Source organism: Meridianimarinicoccus zhengii (assembly GCF_003254465.1).
In the GTDB taxonomy this organism is placed as follows: domain Bacteria; phylum Pseudomonadota; class Alphaproteobacteria; order Rhodobacterales; family Rhodobacteraceae; genus Meridianimarinicoccus; species Meridianimarinicoccus zhengii.
In genome coordinates, this window is the sequence record NZ_QDFI01000017.1 from 32,808 (window position 1) to 47,586 (window position 14,779).

A 14,779-nucleotide genomic window follows, 5' to 3' on the forward strand; every position below is an offset into this window, starting at 1 on the left:
GCGGCCCGTGTCACGGTTGCCGCACTGCCGCCGCAGGGATCGCACGGCCCGCCTACCGGTGCCCCGCGTGCCCGGCCTGTGGCCGCCCGCGGTGCATGGCGGCAAGGTCCGCGCCTCTGCCAGTCCTCCGCGCGTGCGATCGCCCCGCGCTCCGCCCGGCCGTCATGTTGGCGCAGGGGCCGTCCGCCGACTTGCGCCGCGCCGTGGCGCCCTCTTGCGCGCGGATCACCGCACGGGGATGCGCACCCGCAAGACCCCGAGCGACAGCTCCATCCGGAGACTGTCCGTGGTGACCCCGTGCGATACCGGCAGTCGCACGACGAAGTCGTGGCGGTCGTCGTCGCGCTCGGCCTGACGGCGTTCCGCGCGTTCGTCGCCCTGCCCGGCCGCATGCGCCACCTTGCCCTCGATGTGGATGAACCCGTCCTCGACCCGTGCCGACAGTTCCTCTTCCCTGAATCCGGGCACGTCGAGCCGAATGACGATAGCCTGGTCCGTCTCGAATACCTTCACCTTCGGCAGATCACCGTCGAGCCGGTCTGCGTCGGCCCGCAGGTCGGCATAGAGAGAGGCCCAGAAATTTTGATCACCGGTGTCGGTCGCGCACATCTTCTTAGGCCCTTGCTTTAATGGTTCGCTGCCCGCAACGCCGCGACGTATACGGGGCCGAAAGACCGCCATCACACCCGCGGACGCGGTTGCCCGACCGGTGCCAACGGGCGCAGGGCGCTATCGCTCGACAGCAGCAAGATTACTATCTCAGGCCGCGGCACTCCAGCCACAACGACCTGCCAAGATCATTCGCCGCAGCGGCAACAGAATCCTGCCCCCGTGCAAGCCCAATCTTGCACCGGTCTCGCCGCGACTCCGTCTGTCTGCGGCGCGCCATGGTCGGACCCGGTGTCCGCGCCGCCCCATCGCTGCCGGGCGACTCCGCTGCGCCCGGTTGCGGCCCGCCCCTTCGGTCCGGCGAGCCGTTCCCGAAAGGGTTGCACGGACAAAACCGCCGCGCAATAACCGTGCAGATGTGATGCAGGGGACACGAGTGGCGGCCTGGGACGATCATGCCGATGCCGGCGAGAAGCACTTCGTCGTTGCGATAGGCGCGTCCGCCGGGGGGCTCGATGCGCTGGAACGGTTGTTCCAGGGGATGCCGAACGATACCGGCGCAGCCTTCGTCGTCATCCAGCACCTGTCGCCCGACCACAAGAGCATGATGGCCTCGCTTCTGGCGCGGCACACCGCGATGCCGGTCGTCACGGTCGAGGACGACATGCCGCTTGCGCCGAACACGGTGTTCCTGATCCCGCCCGGCGCGATCATGAAGGTCGAAGGCCGCCAGTTGCGCCTGACGCCCAAGGCACCGCGCGTCCTGACCTTGCCCATCGACGAATTCTTCCATTCGATGGCCCCGCATTACGGCGATCATGCGGTCGGCGTGGTCCTTTCGGGCACCGGGTCCGACGGCACGCGCGGTGCGGGTGCGATCAACGAGGCGGGCGGTTTTCTCATCGCCCAGGACCCGGCCGATGCCCGGTTCGACGGGATGCCCCGCAGCGTGATCGCCACCGGGCTCGTGGATGCGGTGCTGCCGGTGGACGGCATCGGCGAACGCCTGACGGCGCATCTGACCAGCCAGCCGGTCCAGATCCGCGCAGGCGACGCCCCGCATGTGGACGATTACGACGGGCCGGACGATCCCATGTCCGGGATTGTCCACCTGTTGATGCGCTCCGGCCACGTCAATTTCGAGGACTACAAGCCCGGCACCGTCAACCGCCGGATCGAACGGCGGATGTCGGTGCGCCAGACAGCCGATCTCGACGGGTATTACCGGCTTCTTCAAGCCGATCCCGACGAACAGCGCCTGCTGAAACGTGAGCTTCTCATCCCGGTGACCCGCTTTTTCCGTGACCCGGACGCGTTCGAAACCCTGTCGGAAAAGGTCGTTCAGCCGCTTGTCGCGGGCAAGGCGAGCGGGGATGCCATCCGCATCTGGTCCGTTGGCACGTCCACGGGCGAAGAAGCCTACAGCATCGCGATGATGTTCCTCGAAGCCTTCGATACGGCCCGGAAATGGCCACAGTTCAAGGTCTTCGCCACGGATGTCGAACAGGCCAACGTGGATCTCGCCGCGGCGGGCATCTACCCCGCCTCGATCGAGGCCGAGATCGGGCCCGGCCGGGTCGACAAGTATTTCCTGCGGCGCGGCGACCAGCTTCAGGTGCGCCCGGATCTGCGCCAGTCCATCGTGTTCGCGCGGCACAATCTTCTGGCCGACCCGCCCTTCACGAAGCTCGACCTGGCGATCTGCCGCAACATGCTGATCTATTTCAAGACCGCGGCGCAGGACCGCGTGCTGCGCAAGCTGCAATATGCGCTGCGGATGCAGGGCTTTCTGTTCCTCGGCTCGTCGGAAACGCTCGGCGCGGCACAGGGGGATTTCGGCACCGTCTGCCAGCGCCACAGGATCTGGCAGAAGCAGCGGGAATCCCGGATCCCGCTGCGCGACATCGCCTCGGATGCGGCGCCGCGGTCGGGCCAGGGATCGTACAGGGCCACCGCCCCGGTGACGTTCAACCGCGTGCCGAAATCCGCCGTCGAGCTTGGGTACAAGTCGCTGATGGACGGGTTCGGACCGCCGCCCGCCGTGCTGGTGAACGAGCGGCAGGAAATCGTCCATTCCTACGGAAAGGTGCAGCAATTCCTGCGGGTGCGCGAAGGCGCGGCGCGGCTCGACCTCAGCCGCATGTTGCCGACATCGCTCGTGCCCGTCGCGTCGGCGGTGCTGTTCAGGCTGGCGCGGACCCGCGAAAGGACGGCGTCGGACCCGGTGCGGTTCGAGGACGAGGACGGGAACCGCCAGCGCGTTCGCCTGCATGCCGTGCCCGCCGGCGAACGCGACGGCGAAACGCTGGGCCTGCTGGTGTTCGAGGAATTGCAACCCGACGGCGCCGGAACGGGCAGCGATCCCGTCAACGTGATGGACGAGGCCTCGGAGCGCGTCGAGATCCTCGAGAACGAGCTCGCCGCCACGCGCGAAAACCTCCAGGCCACCATCGAGGAGCTTGAAGCCTCGAACGAGGAATTGCAGGCCACGAACGAAGAAATGATGGCCTCGAACGAGGAACTGCAAAGCTCCAACGAGGAATTGCAATCGGTCAACGAGGAACTGAACACGGTCAATGCCGAGTACCAGGAAAAGATCCAGATCCTGAACCGGCTGAATGCCGATCTCGACAACCTGACGCAGATCGTGTCGACCGGCGCGATCTTCGTGGACGCAGACATATGCGTGACGCGGTTCAGTCCGGGCACGGCCGGCATCTTCAGCCTGCGCGACACCGATATCGGCCGGCCGCTCGGGGAACTGAACCACACGCTCGATTACCCGGCGCTGATGTCCGACCTGCGCCGGACACTGCAGTCGCATTTCGAGATCGAGACCGAGGTCACGGGCGCGGCGGGCCGGACATTCCTTGTGAAGATGATCCCCTACAAGGTGCCCTCCTCCAGCGAATACGGGGCGGTGCTGACGCTCCTCGACACGACCGACATGCGCGCCCGGCTGCGGCTTCAGGCCGTCATCGACAGCCTGGCCGAGCATATCGCGGTGCTGGACTCGCAGGGCACGATCCTCATGGTCAATCACGCTTGGAAGGAATTCGGGCGCAACGCGGGCGATCCGGGCGAGCGGTACGAGGCGGTCGGCGTGAACTATCTCGATGTCTGCCGGGTCGAACAGGGCGCGCCCGACAGCACCTTCGCCGAAAAGGCGCGAACCGGGCTCGGGGATCTGCTCGCGGGAAAGATATCCGAGTTCTCGCTCTTCTATCCGTGCCACGGGCGGGACGAACGGGCGTGGTTCGTGATGAATGCGCGCCCGCTCGGTGGCGATTTCGGTGGCGCGGTGGTCAGCCACGTGGACGTCACGGAGTGGCAGAAAGAGAACCCCGCGTGACCAGCGTCCCGGACGGGGGGGATGGCGGGGACGGCGACGCGCCCGCCATCCTGCACCGGCTGCGCGGGGTGCTGGCGCGGGCGATGCTGGACGAGCGGGACAGGCAGGCGGTGCCGCATCTCCTGGACCGGCTCGCGGTGCATCTGGACGAACAGCGGGCAGCACTCGACGATATCCTCCAGGTGCAGACCGAAGCGCTCGCCGCGCTGTCGCTGGACGCGCTCGTCTTTCGCAAGCTCCCGCTGCCGGCCGTCCGGGTCACCCTGGATCTCCATGTGCTGGAACAGAACGACCGGGCGGCCGCCCTGTTCGGGCCGCCGCGCAATCCGGGGCTGCCGCGCAATATCCTCGCCACGGCCATGACGCGGCAGGATTTCGACATGCTGCGCCGCACCATGGCACGGGCCGAACGGGACAGCGCCGCGGTGACGGCGCCCTTCGCGCTGACCGGCACGGTGCCGCAGGCGGGTGCAGCCGGTGCCGTGTCCGGGCCGGTGCGTGCCCATTGCCTCTGCGTGCGGCTGCGCGACGATGACAGGCGTCTCATCGTCTTCGAACCCAGCCGCAACGACACGCAGCACGAGGTCGAAACGCTCCGCCTGCTCATCGACCGGACCGAGATGCTGACCTGGGTGACCGACCCCGCGGGCCATTTTACGCAGGCGAGCACCGCCTTCGCCGCGTCGGTCGGACACAGTCCCGACCAGGTCGTGGGCCAGCCGCGTCTTGCCGTGCTGCCCGCAGAAGAGGCGGTGTTCCACGAGAACTGGGACACCCGGATCGCCCGCACGGGCAAGGCGGTGCGTTTCCGCGAAAGCCGCCATTGCATCGCCGCCAGCCAGCCCGGCGCGCACCCGCTGCGGCGCGTGTTCGAGACGACGAAATTCCCAATCGTCTCCCCCGGTGGCCGGATCACGGGGATCGCCACGATCTCCGCCGACATCACGCGCACCGTGGAAGAGGCGAAGATGCGCCGCCTGAGCGAACAGGTCTTCGAACAATCCTCCGACGGGATCGTGCTGCTGGACGCGGATCTCCGGATCGAGATGGTGAACCCCGCATTCGAGCGGATGATGGGGTTCCGCGCCGACGGCGTGAAGGGCCACCACATCGACGGCTTCCTGCTCGAACGCGAAAGCCGTAATGTCCTGCGCAAGATCCGCTCGGGCCTGAACCTCCACGGCAAGTGGGCGGGCGAGGTCATGCAGCGGGCCGCGTCGGGCCGCGATGTCGTGGTCTGGTTCTCGATCAATCAGCTCAACGACGCTGCGGGGCAGCGCGCCGGGTACGTGGCCGTGCAGACTGACCTGACCCATGTGCGCGAGATCGAGAGCGAGAACATGCGGCTCGCCCATTTCGACCATCTCACCGGGCTGCCCAATCGCGTCGAGCTGATGGACCAGATGGCCGACCTGATCGCCTTCGCGCGGGTCGGGTCCCGGTCGCTCGGTGTCGTGTTCATGGATCTCGATCGGTTCAAGGCGATCAACGACAGCCTGGGCCATACCGCAGGCGACCGGCTGCTCAAGACGCTGGCGGGGCGCCTTTCCGCGATCCTGCGCGGCGACGACCTGCTGGCGCGGATCGGGGGCGACGAATTCGTGCTGCTCCTGCCCGGCCTGACGGCGGCCCATGCTCATGAAACCGTCGCCCGCTTCGCCGAGGCCGTGCGCCGCCCCTTCGATCTCGACGGGCTCGCCGATTACCAGGCCAGCGCGTCCTTCGGGGTCGCGCTCTATCCCGATCACGGCACGACGGTCGAAGACCTGCTGCGCCACGCCGACACCGCGATGTACAGCGCCAAGGCTTCCGGCCGGGACCGTATCGCCCTTTACGACCCGAAACTGGGCGAACAGGCCGCGCAGTCGCTGAACATGCGCAACGCGGTGGTGCCCGCGCTCGGCAATGGCGAGATCGAGCTGCATTACCAGCCCATCTTCCGGCTTCACGACAGGCGCGTCTGCGGGGCCGAGGCGCTGGTGCGCTGGAACCGCCCCGGCTTCGGCCTGATCCAGCCGGGCGAATTCCTGCCCTCCATGGAACTCGGGGGGCTGATCGCGCAACTGGATCATTTCGTCCTGCAGGAGGCGATCGGCACCCTTGCGGACTGGCAGCGCCGGGGCCTGTGCCGCGACGGCTGGACCATGTCCGTCAACCAGACCGCCGTCGACATCACCGCGGCCAACTGGTCCGGCAGGCTGCGGCAGATGATGGTGCAGGCGGGGCTTGTGTCCGCACCGCGGGGCGGGGGGCCCGACGCAGTCGCGCTTCAGATCGAACTGACCGAACAGCACATGGCGCAGCCCAGCGACACGGTTTTGCGCAACCTGCACGCGCTGGCCGGGATGGGGGTGTCGCTGGCCGTGGACGATTTCGGAAAGGGTTACAGCAACATGTCCTACCTGCAATCCCTGCCGATCACGACGCTCAAGCTGGATGCGGCCTTCGTACGCGCGCTCGACATCGACCCGGATGCCAACGTGCTGGTGGAAGCGATGGTGGGCCTCGGCAAGCGGCTTGGCTACCTGACCGTGGCCGAAGGCGTCGAAAGGGACAGCCAGGTCAGGATCCTGTCCGGCATCGGCTGCGATATCGGCCAGGGTTTCCTCGTGTCAGGGGCCTTGCCCAAGGTCGAATTCGAAACCCGCTTCCTGAACGGCTGACGGACGTTGCCGCGCCGCAGGGGGGGCGGATCGCCCCCCGGTTGCATCGACGGCGCCCCGCCGCCGCGGGTCAGGCCGAGTAGTTGGGGCTTTCCCGCGTGATCTGCACGTCGTGGACATGGCTTTCCTTCAGCCCCGCCCCGGTGATGCGCACGAACTGGCAGTCGCGGCGCATCTCCTCGATCGTCGCGCAGCCGGTATAGCCCATCGCCGCGCGCAACCCGCCCACAAGCTGGTGGATCACCGCCGCCGCAGGCCCCTTGTAGGGCACCTGCCCCTCGATCCCTTCGGGCACCAGCTTGTCGCTGGCGGCATCCTTCTGGAAATAGCGGTCCGCCGACCCGCGCGCCATCGCCGCAAGGCTCCCCATCCCGCGATAGGACTTGAACTGCCGGCCCTGGTACAGGATCACCTCGCCGGGGCTTTCATCCGTGCCCGCCAGCATCGATCCGATCATCGCGCACTGGGCCCCCGCCGCGATGGCCTTGGCGAAATCGCCCGAGAACTTGATCCCGCCATCGGCGATCACCGGCACGCCCGCGGCTTCGGCGGCGCGGGCGCAATCCATGATCGCGGTCAGTTGCGGCACGCCGACGCCCGCGACCATCCGCGTGGTGCAGATCGACCCCGGCCCGATCCCGACCTTCACCGCGTCCGCGCCGGCATCGATCAGCGCGCGGGTGGCGTCGGCGGTGGCGACATTGCCCGCCACCACCTGGACCGAGTTCGACAACATCTTGATCCGGCGCACGACATCCGACACGGCGGCGGAATGGCCATGGGCGGTGTCCACCACCACCATGTCGATCCCGGCATCGATCAGCGCCTCGGCCCGTTCATACCCCGCATCGCCCACGCTGGTCGCCGCGGCCACGCGCAGGCGGCCAAGGTCGTCCTTGCAGGCCTGCGGGTTCAGGACCGCCTGCTCGGTATCCTTCAGCGTCAGAAGGCCGGTCAGCTTGCCGTCGCCATCCACGACCAGCAGCTTCTCGATGCGGCGCGCCTTCATCAGGTCGCGCGCCTCTTCCAGCTCCGCCGGTTCGCGCAGCATCGCCAGCCGGTCCGATGTCATCATCACCCGCACCGGCGTCGCGTCATCGGTGGCGAAGCGCATGTCGCGGTTGGTCACGATCCCGACGACCCGGCCCGCGTCATCGACCACGGGAAACCCCGTGACCTTGTAGCGCGCGGCCAGCGCCTTGGCGTCGGCCAGCGTCTGGTCGGGGGTCAGCGTGACGGGGTTGTAGACGATGCCGGATTCGAACCGCTTCACGCGCCGAACCTCGTCGGCCTGTTCCTGCACCCCGAGATTGCGGTGGATCACCCCGATCCCGCCGACCTGGGCCACGGCGATGGCCATGCGGCTTTCCGTCACCGTATCCATGGCCGAGGACATGATCGGCACGTTCAGCCGGATAGACCGCGTCACCTGCGTCCCGGTATCCGCCTGCGACGGCATCACCGAGGAAGCGGCGGGAAGAAGCAGAACATCGTCGAAGGTCAGCGCCTCGCGAATCTCCATAGGGGTCTCCTGCGGGATGTATCGGTTGGCGCGTCCCTATCGCATGGAAGCGGCAGGGGCGAAAGAGCCAATCGCCCCTACAGGTAGTGCAGTGATGTCCCCTTGTGGAACAGATGCAGCTTTTCCGGCGCCGCCGTCAGGGCCAGCTTGGTGCCCCGCTCGACATGCACGATGCCCGGCAGCTTGGCGACCATCTGCTTGCCTTCCGCGCCGCCGGTGTTGGAGTACATCACCGTCACGTCGCCCAGCCGTTCCGAGATCTCCACGTCGAAGGGCACGAAACCCGGCGCGCCGTCCTCCGCCACCACCAGGTCCTCGGGCCGCACGCCCAGTTTGACCTTCGCCCCCATCAGGTTGTCGGCCGACGGCACATGCGCCGTCACCTCGCCCCCGGCGGTGCGGACGGTGGTGTGCTGGCCCGTTCCCGTCACCTCGGCATCCATCAGGTTCATGGCGGGCGAGCCGATGAACTGCGCCACGAACGTGTTCTGCGGGCGTTCGTACAGGTCCAGCGGCGTGCCGACCTGGCTGATCCCGCCGCCCGCCAGCACCACGATGCGCGTGGCCAGCGTCATCGCCTCCACCTGGTCGTGGGTGACGTAGATCATCGTGCTGTCGGGCATCGATTCCTTCAGCTGCGCGATCTCGATCCGCGTCGCCACCCGCAACGCGGCATCGAGGTTCGACAGCGGTTCGTCGAACAGGTACACCTTCGGATCGCGCACGATGGACCGCCCGATCGCCACGCGCTGGCGCTGCCCGCCCGACAGCGCCTTGGGCAACCGGTCGAGATACGGCTCCAGTTGCAGGATCTTCGCGGCCTTGTTCACCGCCGCGTCGATCTCGTCCTTGCTCTTCTTGGCGATCTTCAGCGCGAAGCTCATGTTGTCGCGCACCGTCATGTGCGGATAAAGCGCGTAGGACTGGAACACCATTGCGATCCCGCGTTGCGCGGGCGGCACGTCGTTCATCACCTCGCCCTCGATCTCCAGCGTGCCGCCGGTGATCTTCTCCAGCCCCGCGATCATCCGCAGCAGCGTGGACTTGCCGCAGCCCGACGGACCGACGAAGACGATCAGCTCGCCCTTCTCGATGTCGAGATTGATGTCGCTCAGCACCCTGACCTCGCCATAGGCCTTCGCGACATCCTTCAGGTTCAGTTCGGCCATGTTTGTCCCTCCCTCAATGCCCGCGCTCAGGTCTCGTCCGTGCGGCGCAGCGCGAACACGGCCTGCCATGCGGGCAGGCGAAGCCCCCCCGCGGTCTCTTCCACGCGGAACGGTGCGCCGCGGTCGATGGTCCAGTCCCCGTCCGGCAGCGCCACGTCCTGCGGCTTGTCCGACAGGTTGAAGGCGCAGAACACCTCCTCACCGTCATGGTCGCGGACGAACGAGATCGCATCATCCTTGGCGGCGACGATGGTCATGCCGCCCTTGCGCAGCGCCGCGTGCGCCTGCCGGAAACCCAGCATCGCGCGATAGAACTGAAGCATGCTGCCCGGGTCGCGCTCCTGCTTCGATACCGCATGGCCCAGATGCTCCATCGCCACCGGCAGCCACGGATGCGCCTCGGTAAAGCCGCCATGGGCGGCGTCCGCCGACCACGGCATCGGCGTGCGGCAGCCGTCGCGCCCCTTGAACTTGGGCCAGAACCGCTTGCCATAGGGGTCCTGCAGATCCTCGTAGGCGACATAGGCCTCGCCCAGTCCCAGTTCCTCGCCCTGGTACAGGCACACCGAGCCGCGGATCGACATCAGAAGCCCGGCATAGGCCCGCGCCGCGGCATCGCCAAGCCCCCAGCGGGTCGTGTGCCGCACCACGTCATGGTTGGAATAGGCCCAGCAGGCCCAGCCCTCGGTCACGATCCGCATGTAGCGTTCCAGCACCTGCGCCACCTGCCCGCCCGACGGATAGACGTTCGACAGGAAGTCGAAATCGTAGCACATGTGCAGCAGGTCGTCCCCGGCGGTGTATTCCGCCTGCACCTGCGTGCCGCGCTGGCTTTCGCCGACCTCGCCCACGCTGGTGGTGCCGGGATAGTCGTCCATCACCGCGCGCAGACGCCGCAGGAAGCCGATATTCTCGGGCTGGGTCTTGTCGTACAGGTGATCCTGGAAATTGTAGGGGTTCACCGCGGGCGCCGTGTTCTCGTTGCGATCCTCCGGCGCAAGCGGCGGGTTGTCCCGCAACTGCCGGTCATGGAAATAGAAATTCACCGTGTCCAGCCGGAATCCGTCGACGCCCCGGTCCAGCCAGTAGCGCGATATCCGCAGCATCTCCTCCTGCACGGCCGCGCAATGGAAGTTCAGGTCCGGCTGCTGGGTCAGGAAGTTGTGCAGGTAATACTGCATCCGCTCCCCGTCCCATTCCCACGCGCTGCCGCCGAAGATCGACAGCCAGTTGTTGGGCGGGCTGCCATCGGGCTTGGCGTCGGCCCAGACATACCAGTCGGCGCGCGCATTGTCGCGGCTCGACCGGCTTTCCTTGAACCACGGGTGCTGGTCGCTCGTGTGGCTCATGACAAGGTCGATCAGCACCTTCAGCCCCAGCCCGTGCGCCCGGTCGATCAGCGCGTCGAAATCGCCCAGGCTGCCGAACATCGGGTCCACGTCGCGGTAATCCGACACGTCATAGCCGAAATCCAGCATGGGCGACCGGAAGAAGGGCGAGATCCAGATCGCATCCACGCCCAGCTTCGCCACGTGTTCCAGACGGTGGATGATGCCCGCCAGATCGCCGATGCCGTCATTGTTGCTGTCCTGAAAGGACCGGGGATAGATCTGGTAGATCGCGGCGCCGCGCCACCAGTCTGGATCGACGGGCCCGGCGGGCCGATGGGGCGCCGGGCGGGGTTCGAGATGAACCATGGAATCGTACTCCGGTTACTTGTCAGTCACTTCACGGACCCGGCCAGCAGGCCGCGCACGAGGAACCGCTGCATGGTGAAGAACACGACCAGCGGCACGGCGATGGACACGAAGGCCGCGGTGGCAAGGATGCCCCAGTCGCCGCCGCGCGACCCCAGCAGGTCGTCGGCGATCTTGACGGTCATCACCTTGGCGTCGTCGGACGACGGCAGGAACACCTTGGCCACCAGCAGGTCGTTCCATGTCCACAGGAACTGGAAGATCGAGAACGCGGCGAGCGCCGGCAGGCTCAGGGGCAGCACGATCTTGGTGAAGACCTGGAAATCCGTGGCCCCGTCCACCTTGGCGGACTCGATGATGTCGCGCGGCAAGCCGACCATGTAGTTGCGCAACAGATAGACCGCGAGCGGCATGCCGAACGCCGTGTGCGCGAACCATATGCCAAGAAAACTCTGCCCCACCCCGATGGAATTGTGGAAATTCAGCATCGGCACCAACGCCAGCTGCAAGGGCACGACCAGCAGCCCGACCACCGCGGCGATCAGCCAGCCGCGCCCCGGAAAATCCATCCACGCCAGCGCGTACGCCGCGAAAGCCGCGATCAGGATCGGGATGATCGTCGCGGGGATCGTCACCGTCATCGTGTTGATGAAGGCGCGGTCCATGTTGTCAGCGGTCAACACCTGCCGGTAATTCGCCAGGGTGAACTGCGGCGGCGTCTTGGCCGCGAAATAGATTCGCTGGGTGCCCGATGGCTCCTCCGCGCTGACCAGCCGATAGGTCCCGTCCGGGTTGACGGTCAGCATGGCCCCGTCGCGGGTCTCGATCTCCGTGCCCGCGACCGCCGCGCGCGGATCGAAGGCCGACACGCTGAACGCCGTGACCTGCCCTGCGCCGCTGCCGAAGGTTTCCTGCAACTCGGGATCGTCGAAGATGTTGCCGCTCAGCACCCAGTCCCCGTCGATCTGCGCGGCATCCCCGCCCGCCGCGGTGCGGAAGGTCAGTTCCACCGAGAACGGCGCCTGCCACCAGCCCGAGGCCGAGATCTGGTCGCGGTCGCGGAACGACGACACCAGCAACCCCACCGTGGGGATCAGCCAGATCAGCACCAGCGCCAGCACCGACAGATGGGTGGCGATGGAAAGGCTCGATTTCTTGCCTGCGATATTGTCCATGTTCCCGACCTCCTCAGCGCATTTCCCGGCGCGCCTGGACGATGTTCCAGACCATCACCGGCAGCACCACGACCATGATGACGAAGGCGACCGCGGTCGCGCGCCCGTCGTCGCGGAACATGAAGCTCATCATGTAGCTGGGCAGGATCTCGGTCCCGAAATTGCCGCCCGTCATGGCATAGACGATGTCGAAGACCTTCAGCACCAGCACCGTGACCGTGGTCCACACGACGACGATTGTGGGCATGATCTGCGGCACCTTGATCTTGAAGAACACCTGGAACGGGTTGGCGCCGTCGATGATCGCGGCCTCCACCGTTTCCTCGGGGATGCCGCGCAGCGCGGCGGACAGGATCACCATGCAGAACCCGGTCTGGATCCACACGAGGATGAACATCAGGAAGAAGTTGTTCCAGAACGGGATCTGGAGCACGTCCACCGGTTCGGACCCGAACAGCGCCGCGCGGATCGCGTTGATGAGCCCGATATCGCCATCCACCGCGTAGACGAATTTCCAGATCAGCGACGCCCCGACGAAGCTGATCGCCATCGGCATGAAGATCAGCGACTTGGCGATGTTGCCCCAGGACAGCCGGTCGGTCAGCTGCGCCGCGATCAGCCCGAAGAAGGTGGCGGCGGCGGGCACGAAGATCACCCACAGAAGATTGTTCAGGAACGCCTGCCGGAACGCCTCGGACCCGAACAGGGTGGCATAGTTGCCAAGCCCGATGAATTCATCCCCCGCCCGGTTATAGAGCGACCGCAGGAACGACCCCACGACGGGATAGACCAGATACAGCCCCAGCACGAAGATCGCCGGGAACAGGAACAGCCACGGCCGCCACTGGTTCGCGCGGTTGATGTTGTGCCCCGCGCGCGGCCCCTGGGCCGGGAAGATCACCTTGTCGAGAACGAGGTTCGAGAAATAGAAATACGCGACGCAGCCGCCGACCCCAATCAGGATGGTCACGATACCGCTCAGGAATGGATGCATGCCGCCCCCTCCAAGGCTCTGGGTGGTCGCGCGGGTCCTGCGCTGTCGTGCTTGCGCGGACCCGCGCGCCTCGGTCTCGGGCGGGCCCGCGTGCAGGCCCGCCCCGTGTCACGTGGCCGGGGCGCTCAGTTGATGTCGTCCCAGCGCGCCTGGATGTTCGACGCGACCTCGCCCGCATCGGTCCCGGACACGTAATCCACCATCCCCGTCCAGAACGCGCCCGCGCCGATCTCGCCGGGCATCAGGTCCGACGCATCGAAGCGGAAGGTCGTCGCGTTGGTCAGGATCTCGTTCAGCGCCCGCTGCGAATCGTTGGCGAAGACATCCACATTGGCCGCGGTATAGGGCGTCAGGAACCCGGACTGCGCCATCCAGATCTCGTGCGCCAGCGGCGTCTTCAGGAACTCGATCAGCCCGTGCGCCACCGGCGCGTCGTTGGTGATGGCAAAGAGCGTCCCCGCCCCCAGCACCGGCTGGCCCAGATCCTCGCTCTCATAGGCGGGGAAGTAGAAGAAATCCACGTCCTCCCCCATCTGCGTCCCTTCCGGGAAGAAGGTCGGGATGAAGGTCGCCTGCTTGTGCAACAGGCACTCGGGCGGGAAGTTGAACAGGCCCGCCGGGCTGTCGCGGAAATCCGTGGTCGCCACCGCCTGACTGCCGCCGGACACATACTCTTCGTTGCGGGCGAAATAGCCGAACTCCTCGATGGCGTTCACCACCGCCGGATCGTCGAACGGCATGTCGTTGGACACCCACTGGTCATAGACCTCGGGCGGCTGCGTGCGCAGCATCATGTCCTCGACCCAATCCGTGGCCGGCCAGCCGGTCGCGGCGCCTGATCCCAGCCCGATGCACCACGGGGTGCCGCCGTCGGCCACGATCTGGTCGGTCAGCGCCTTCAGCTCCTCCATGGTCTGCGGCACCTCGTAGCCGAACTCCTCGAAGATCGCGGGGACGTACCAGACGAGCGACTTCACATCGACCTTGTAGAAGAAGCCATACAGATCGTCCTCGCCGTCCGGCCCCGCATAGGTGCCCAGATCGACCCAAGATTGCCCGGCCGCGTAATTGTCGAGAACCCACTGCCCGGTCCCGTCCGCCAGCGGCGTCAGCGCCCCGCGCCGCGCCAGGTCCGATGCCAGCCCCGGCTGCGGGAAGATGCCGATATTCGGCGCCGATCCCGCCTGTACGGCGATCACGATGTCCTGCTCGAAGCTTTCGGACCCGGAATAGTTGATCTCCGCCCCGGTCGCGTCCGCGAAATAGGCCAGCACGGAATTGACCAGCCGCGCATCTTCGCCTGTCCAGGGCCCGGTCAGCGACAGCGCCTGCCCCGAATAGTCATGCTCCGCCGCAAAGGCTTCCAGACTATCCCAGTTGAAATCGCCTTCGCCTATCGGGAATTGCAAATCCTGCGCGAACGCACCCCCGGCGGCAAACGCGATCACCGCGGCGCCGGCACAAAGCCTCTTGGTCATCAGAACCTCCCAGTTCCCTGTTGTCTCGTGCCCACCGTCTTAATGCGTGACCCGGCCCGAGTCAAAGCACATTCAAAGCGCTTTGGTCAGCACAGGGTCGCCCATCGCGCCGCCCCTGTC

The 14,779-nt window shown here is 66.5% G+C and carries 9 protein-coding genes; 2 read left to right on the top strand and 7 right to left on the bottom strand.

The features are described from left to right. Positions 1 to 225 precede the first annotated feature (225 nt). Positions 226 to 609 carry an Hsp20/alpha crystallin family protein gene (locus tag DDE13_RS07690; protein ID WP_162630908.1) on the bottom strand — a complete coding sequence of 128 codons (384 nt, stop codon included), beginning with the start codon at positions 607 to 609 and terminating at the stop codon, positions 226 to 228. A 421-nt stretch (positions 610 to 1,030) separates the two neighbouring features. On the opposite strand from DDE13_RS07690, the gene DDE13_RS07695 reads away from it, so the two are divergent. Next, complete coding sequence (locus DDE13_RS07695) at positions 1,031 to 3,961, top strand: chemotaxis protein CheB (protein WP_111403098.1); 2,931 nt, start codon at positions 1,031 to 1,033, stop codon at positions 3,959 to 3,961. Then, entirely contained in the window at positions 3,958 to 6,624 is a 2,667-nt protein-coding gene (locus DDE13_RS07700; protein ID WP_111403100.1) for a putative bifunctional diguanylate cyclase/phosphodiesterase, read from the top strand. The genes DDE13_RS07695 and DDE13_RS07700 overlap by 4 nt, the downstream gene beginning before the upstream one ends. Before the next feature lie 70 nt (positions 6,625 to 6,694). Here DDE13_RS07700 and guaB read toward each other — a convergent pair whose 3' ends face one another. From guaB to DDE13_RS07730, 6 genes are all read right to left on the bottom strand, one after another. Next, positions 6,695 to 8,146 carry an IMP dehydrogenase gene (gene guaB, locus DDE13_RS07705; RefSeq protein WP_111403102.1) on the bottom strand — a complete coding sequence of 484 codons (1,452 nt, stop codon included), beginning with the start codon at positions 8,144 to 8,146 and terminating at the stop codon, positions 6,695 to 6,697. A 77-nt stretch (positions 8,147 to 8,223) separates the two neighbouring features. After that, positions 8,224 to 9,315, bottom strand: a complete 1,092-nt coding sequence (locus tag DDE13_RS07710) for an ABC transporter ATP-binding protein (protein WP_111403104.1) — start codon at positions 9,313 to 9,315, stop codon at positions 8,224 to 8,226. Positions 9,316 to 9,341: 26 nt separating this feature from the next. Further along, on the bottom strand, positions 9,342 to 11,012 hold the full coding sequence (locus DDE13_RS07715; RefSeq protein ID WP_111403106.1) for an alpha-amylase family glycosyl hydrolase: 1,671 nt from the start codon (positions 11,010 to 11,012) through the stop codon (positions 9,342 to 9,344). A 26-nt stretch (positions 11,013 to 11,038) separates the two neighbouring features. Then, positions 11,039 to 12,187, bottom strand: coding sequence for a carbohydrate ABC transporter permease (locus DDE13_RS07720; RefSeq protein ID WP_111403108.1), 1,149 nt, complete (start codon positions 12,185 to 12,187; stop codon positions 11,039 to 11,041). A gap of 13 nt (positions 12,188 to 12,200) precedes the next feature. Next, positions 12,201 to 13,181 (bottom strand): carbohydrate ABC transporter permease, encoded by a 981-nt coding sequence (locus DDE13_RS07725; protein ID WP_111403110.1) that lies wholly within the window; start codon positions 13,179 to 13,181, stop codon positions 12,201 to 12,203. A gap of 125 nt (positions 13,182 to 13,306) precedes the next feature. Then, positions 13,307 to 14,659, bottom strand: a complete 1,353-nt coding sequence (locus DDE13_RS07730; protein ID WP_111403112.1) for an ABC transporter substrate-binding protein — start codon at positions 14,657 to 14,659, stop codon at positions 13,307 to 13,309. Between the last annotated feature and the right edge of the window lie 120 nt (positions 14,660 to 14,779).

Coding starts and splice junctions, on each gene's coding strand:
- DDE13_RS07690 (WP_162630908.1), bottom strand. CDS start 609: ATGTGCGCGACCGACACCGGTGATCAAAATTTCTGGGCCTCTCTCTAT.
- DDE13_RS07695 (WP_111403098.1), top strand. CDS start 1,031: ATGCAGGGGACACGAGTGGCGGCCTGGGACGATCATGCCGATGCCGGC.
- guaB (WP_111403102.1), bottom strand. CDS start 8,146: ATGGAGATTCGCGAGGCGCTGACCTTCGACGATGTTCTGCTTCTTCCC.
- DDE13_RS07710 (WP_111403104.1), bottom strand. CDS start 9,315: ATGGCCGAACTGAACCTGAAGGATGTCGCGAAGGCCTATGGCGAGGTC.
- DDE13_RS07715 (WP_111403106.1), bottom strand. CDS start 11,012: ATGGTTCATCTCGAACCCCGCCCGGCGCCCCATCGGCCCGCCGGGCCC.
- DDE13_RS07720 (WP_111403108.1), bottom strand. CDS start 12,187: ATGGACAATATCGCAGGCAAGAAATCGAGCCTTTCCATCGCCACCCAT.
- DDE13_RS07725 (WP_111403110.1), bottom strand. CDS start 13,181: ATGCATCCATTCCTGAGCGGTATCGTGACCATCCTGATTGGGGTCGGC.
- DDE13_RS07730 (WP_111403112.1), bottom strand. CDS start 14,659: ATGACCAAGAGGCTTTGTGCCGGCGCCGCGGTGATCGCGTTTGCCGCC.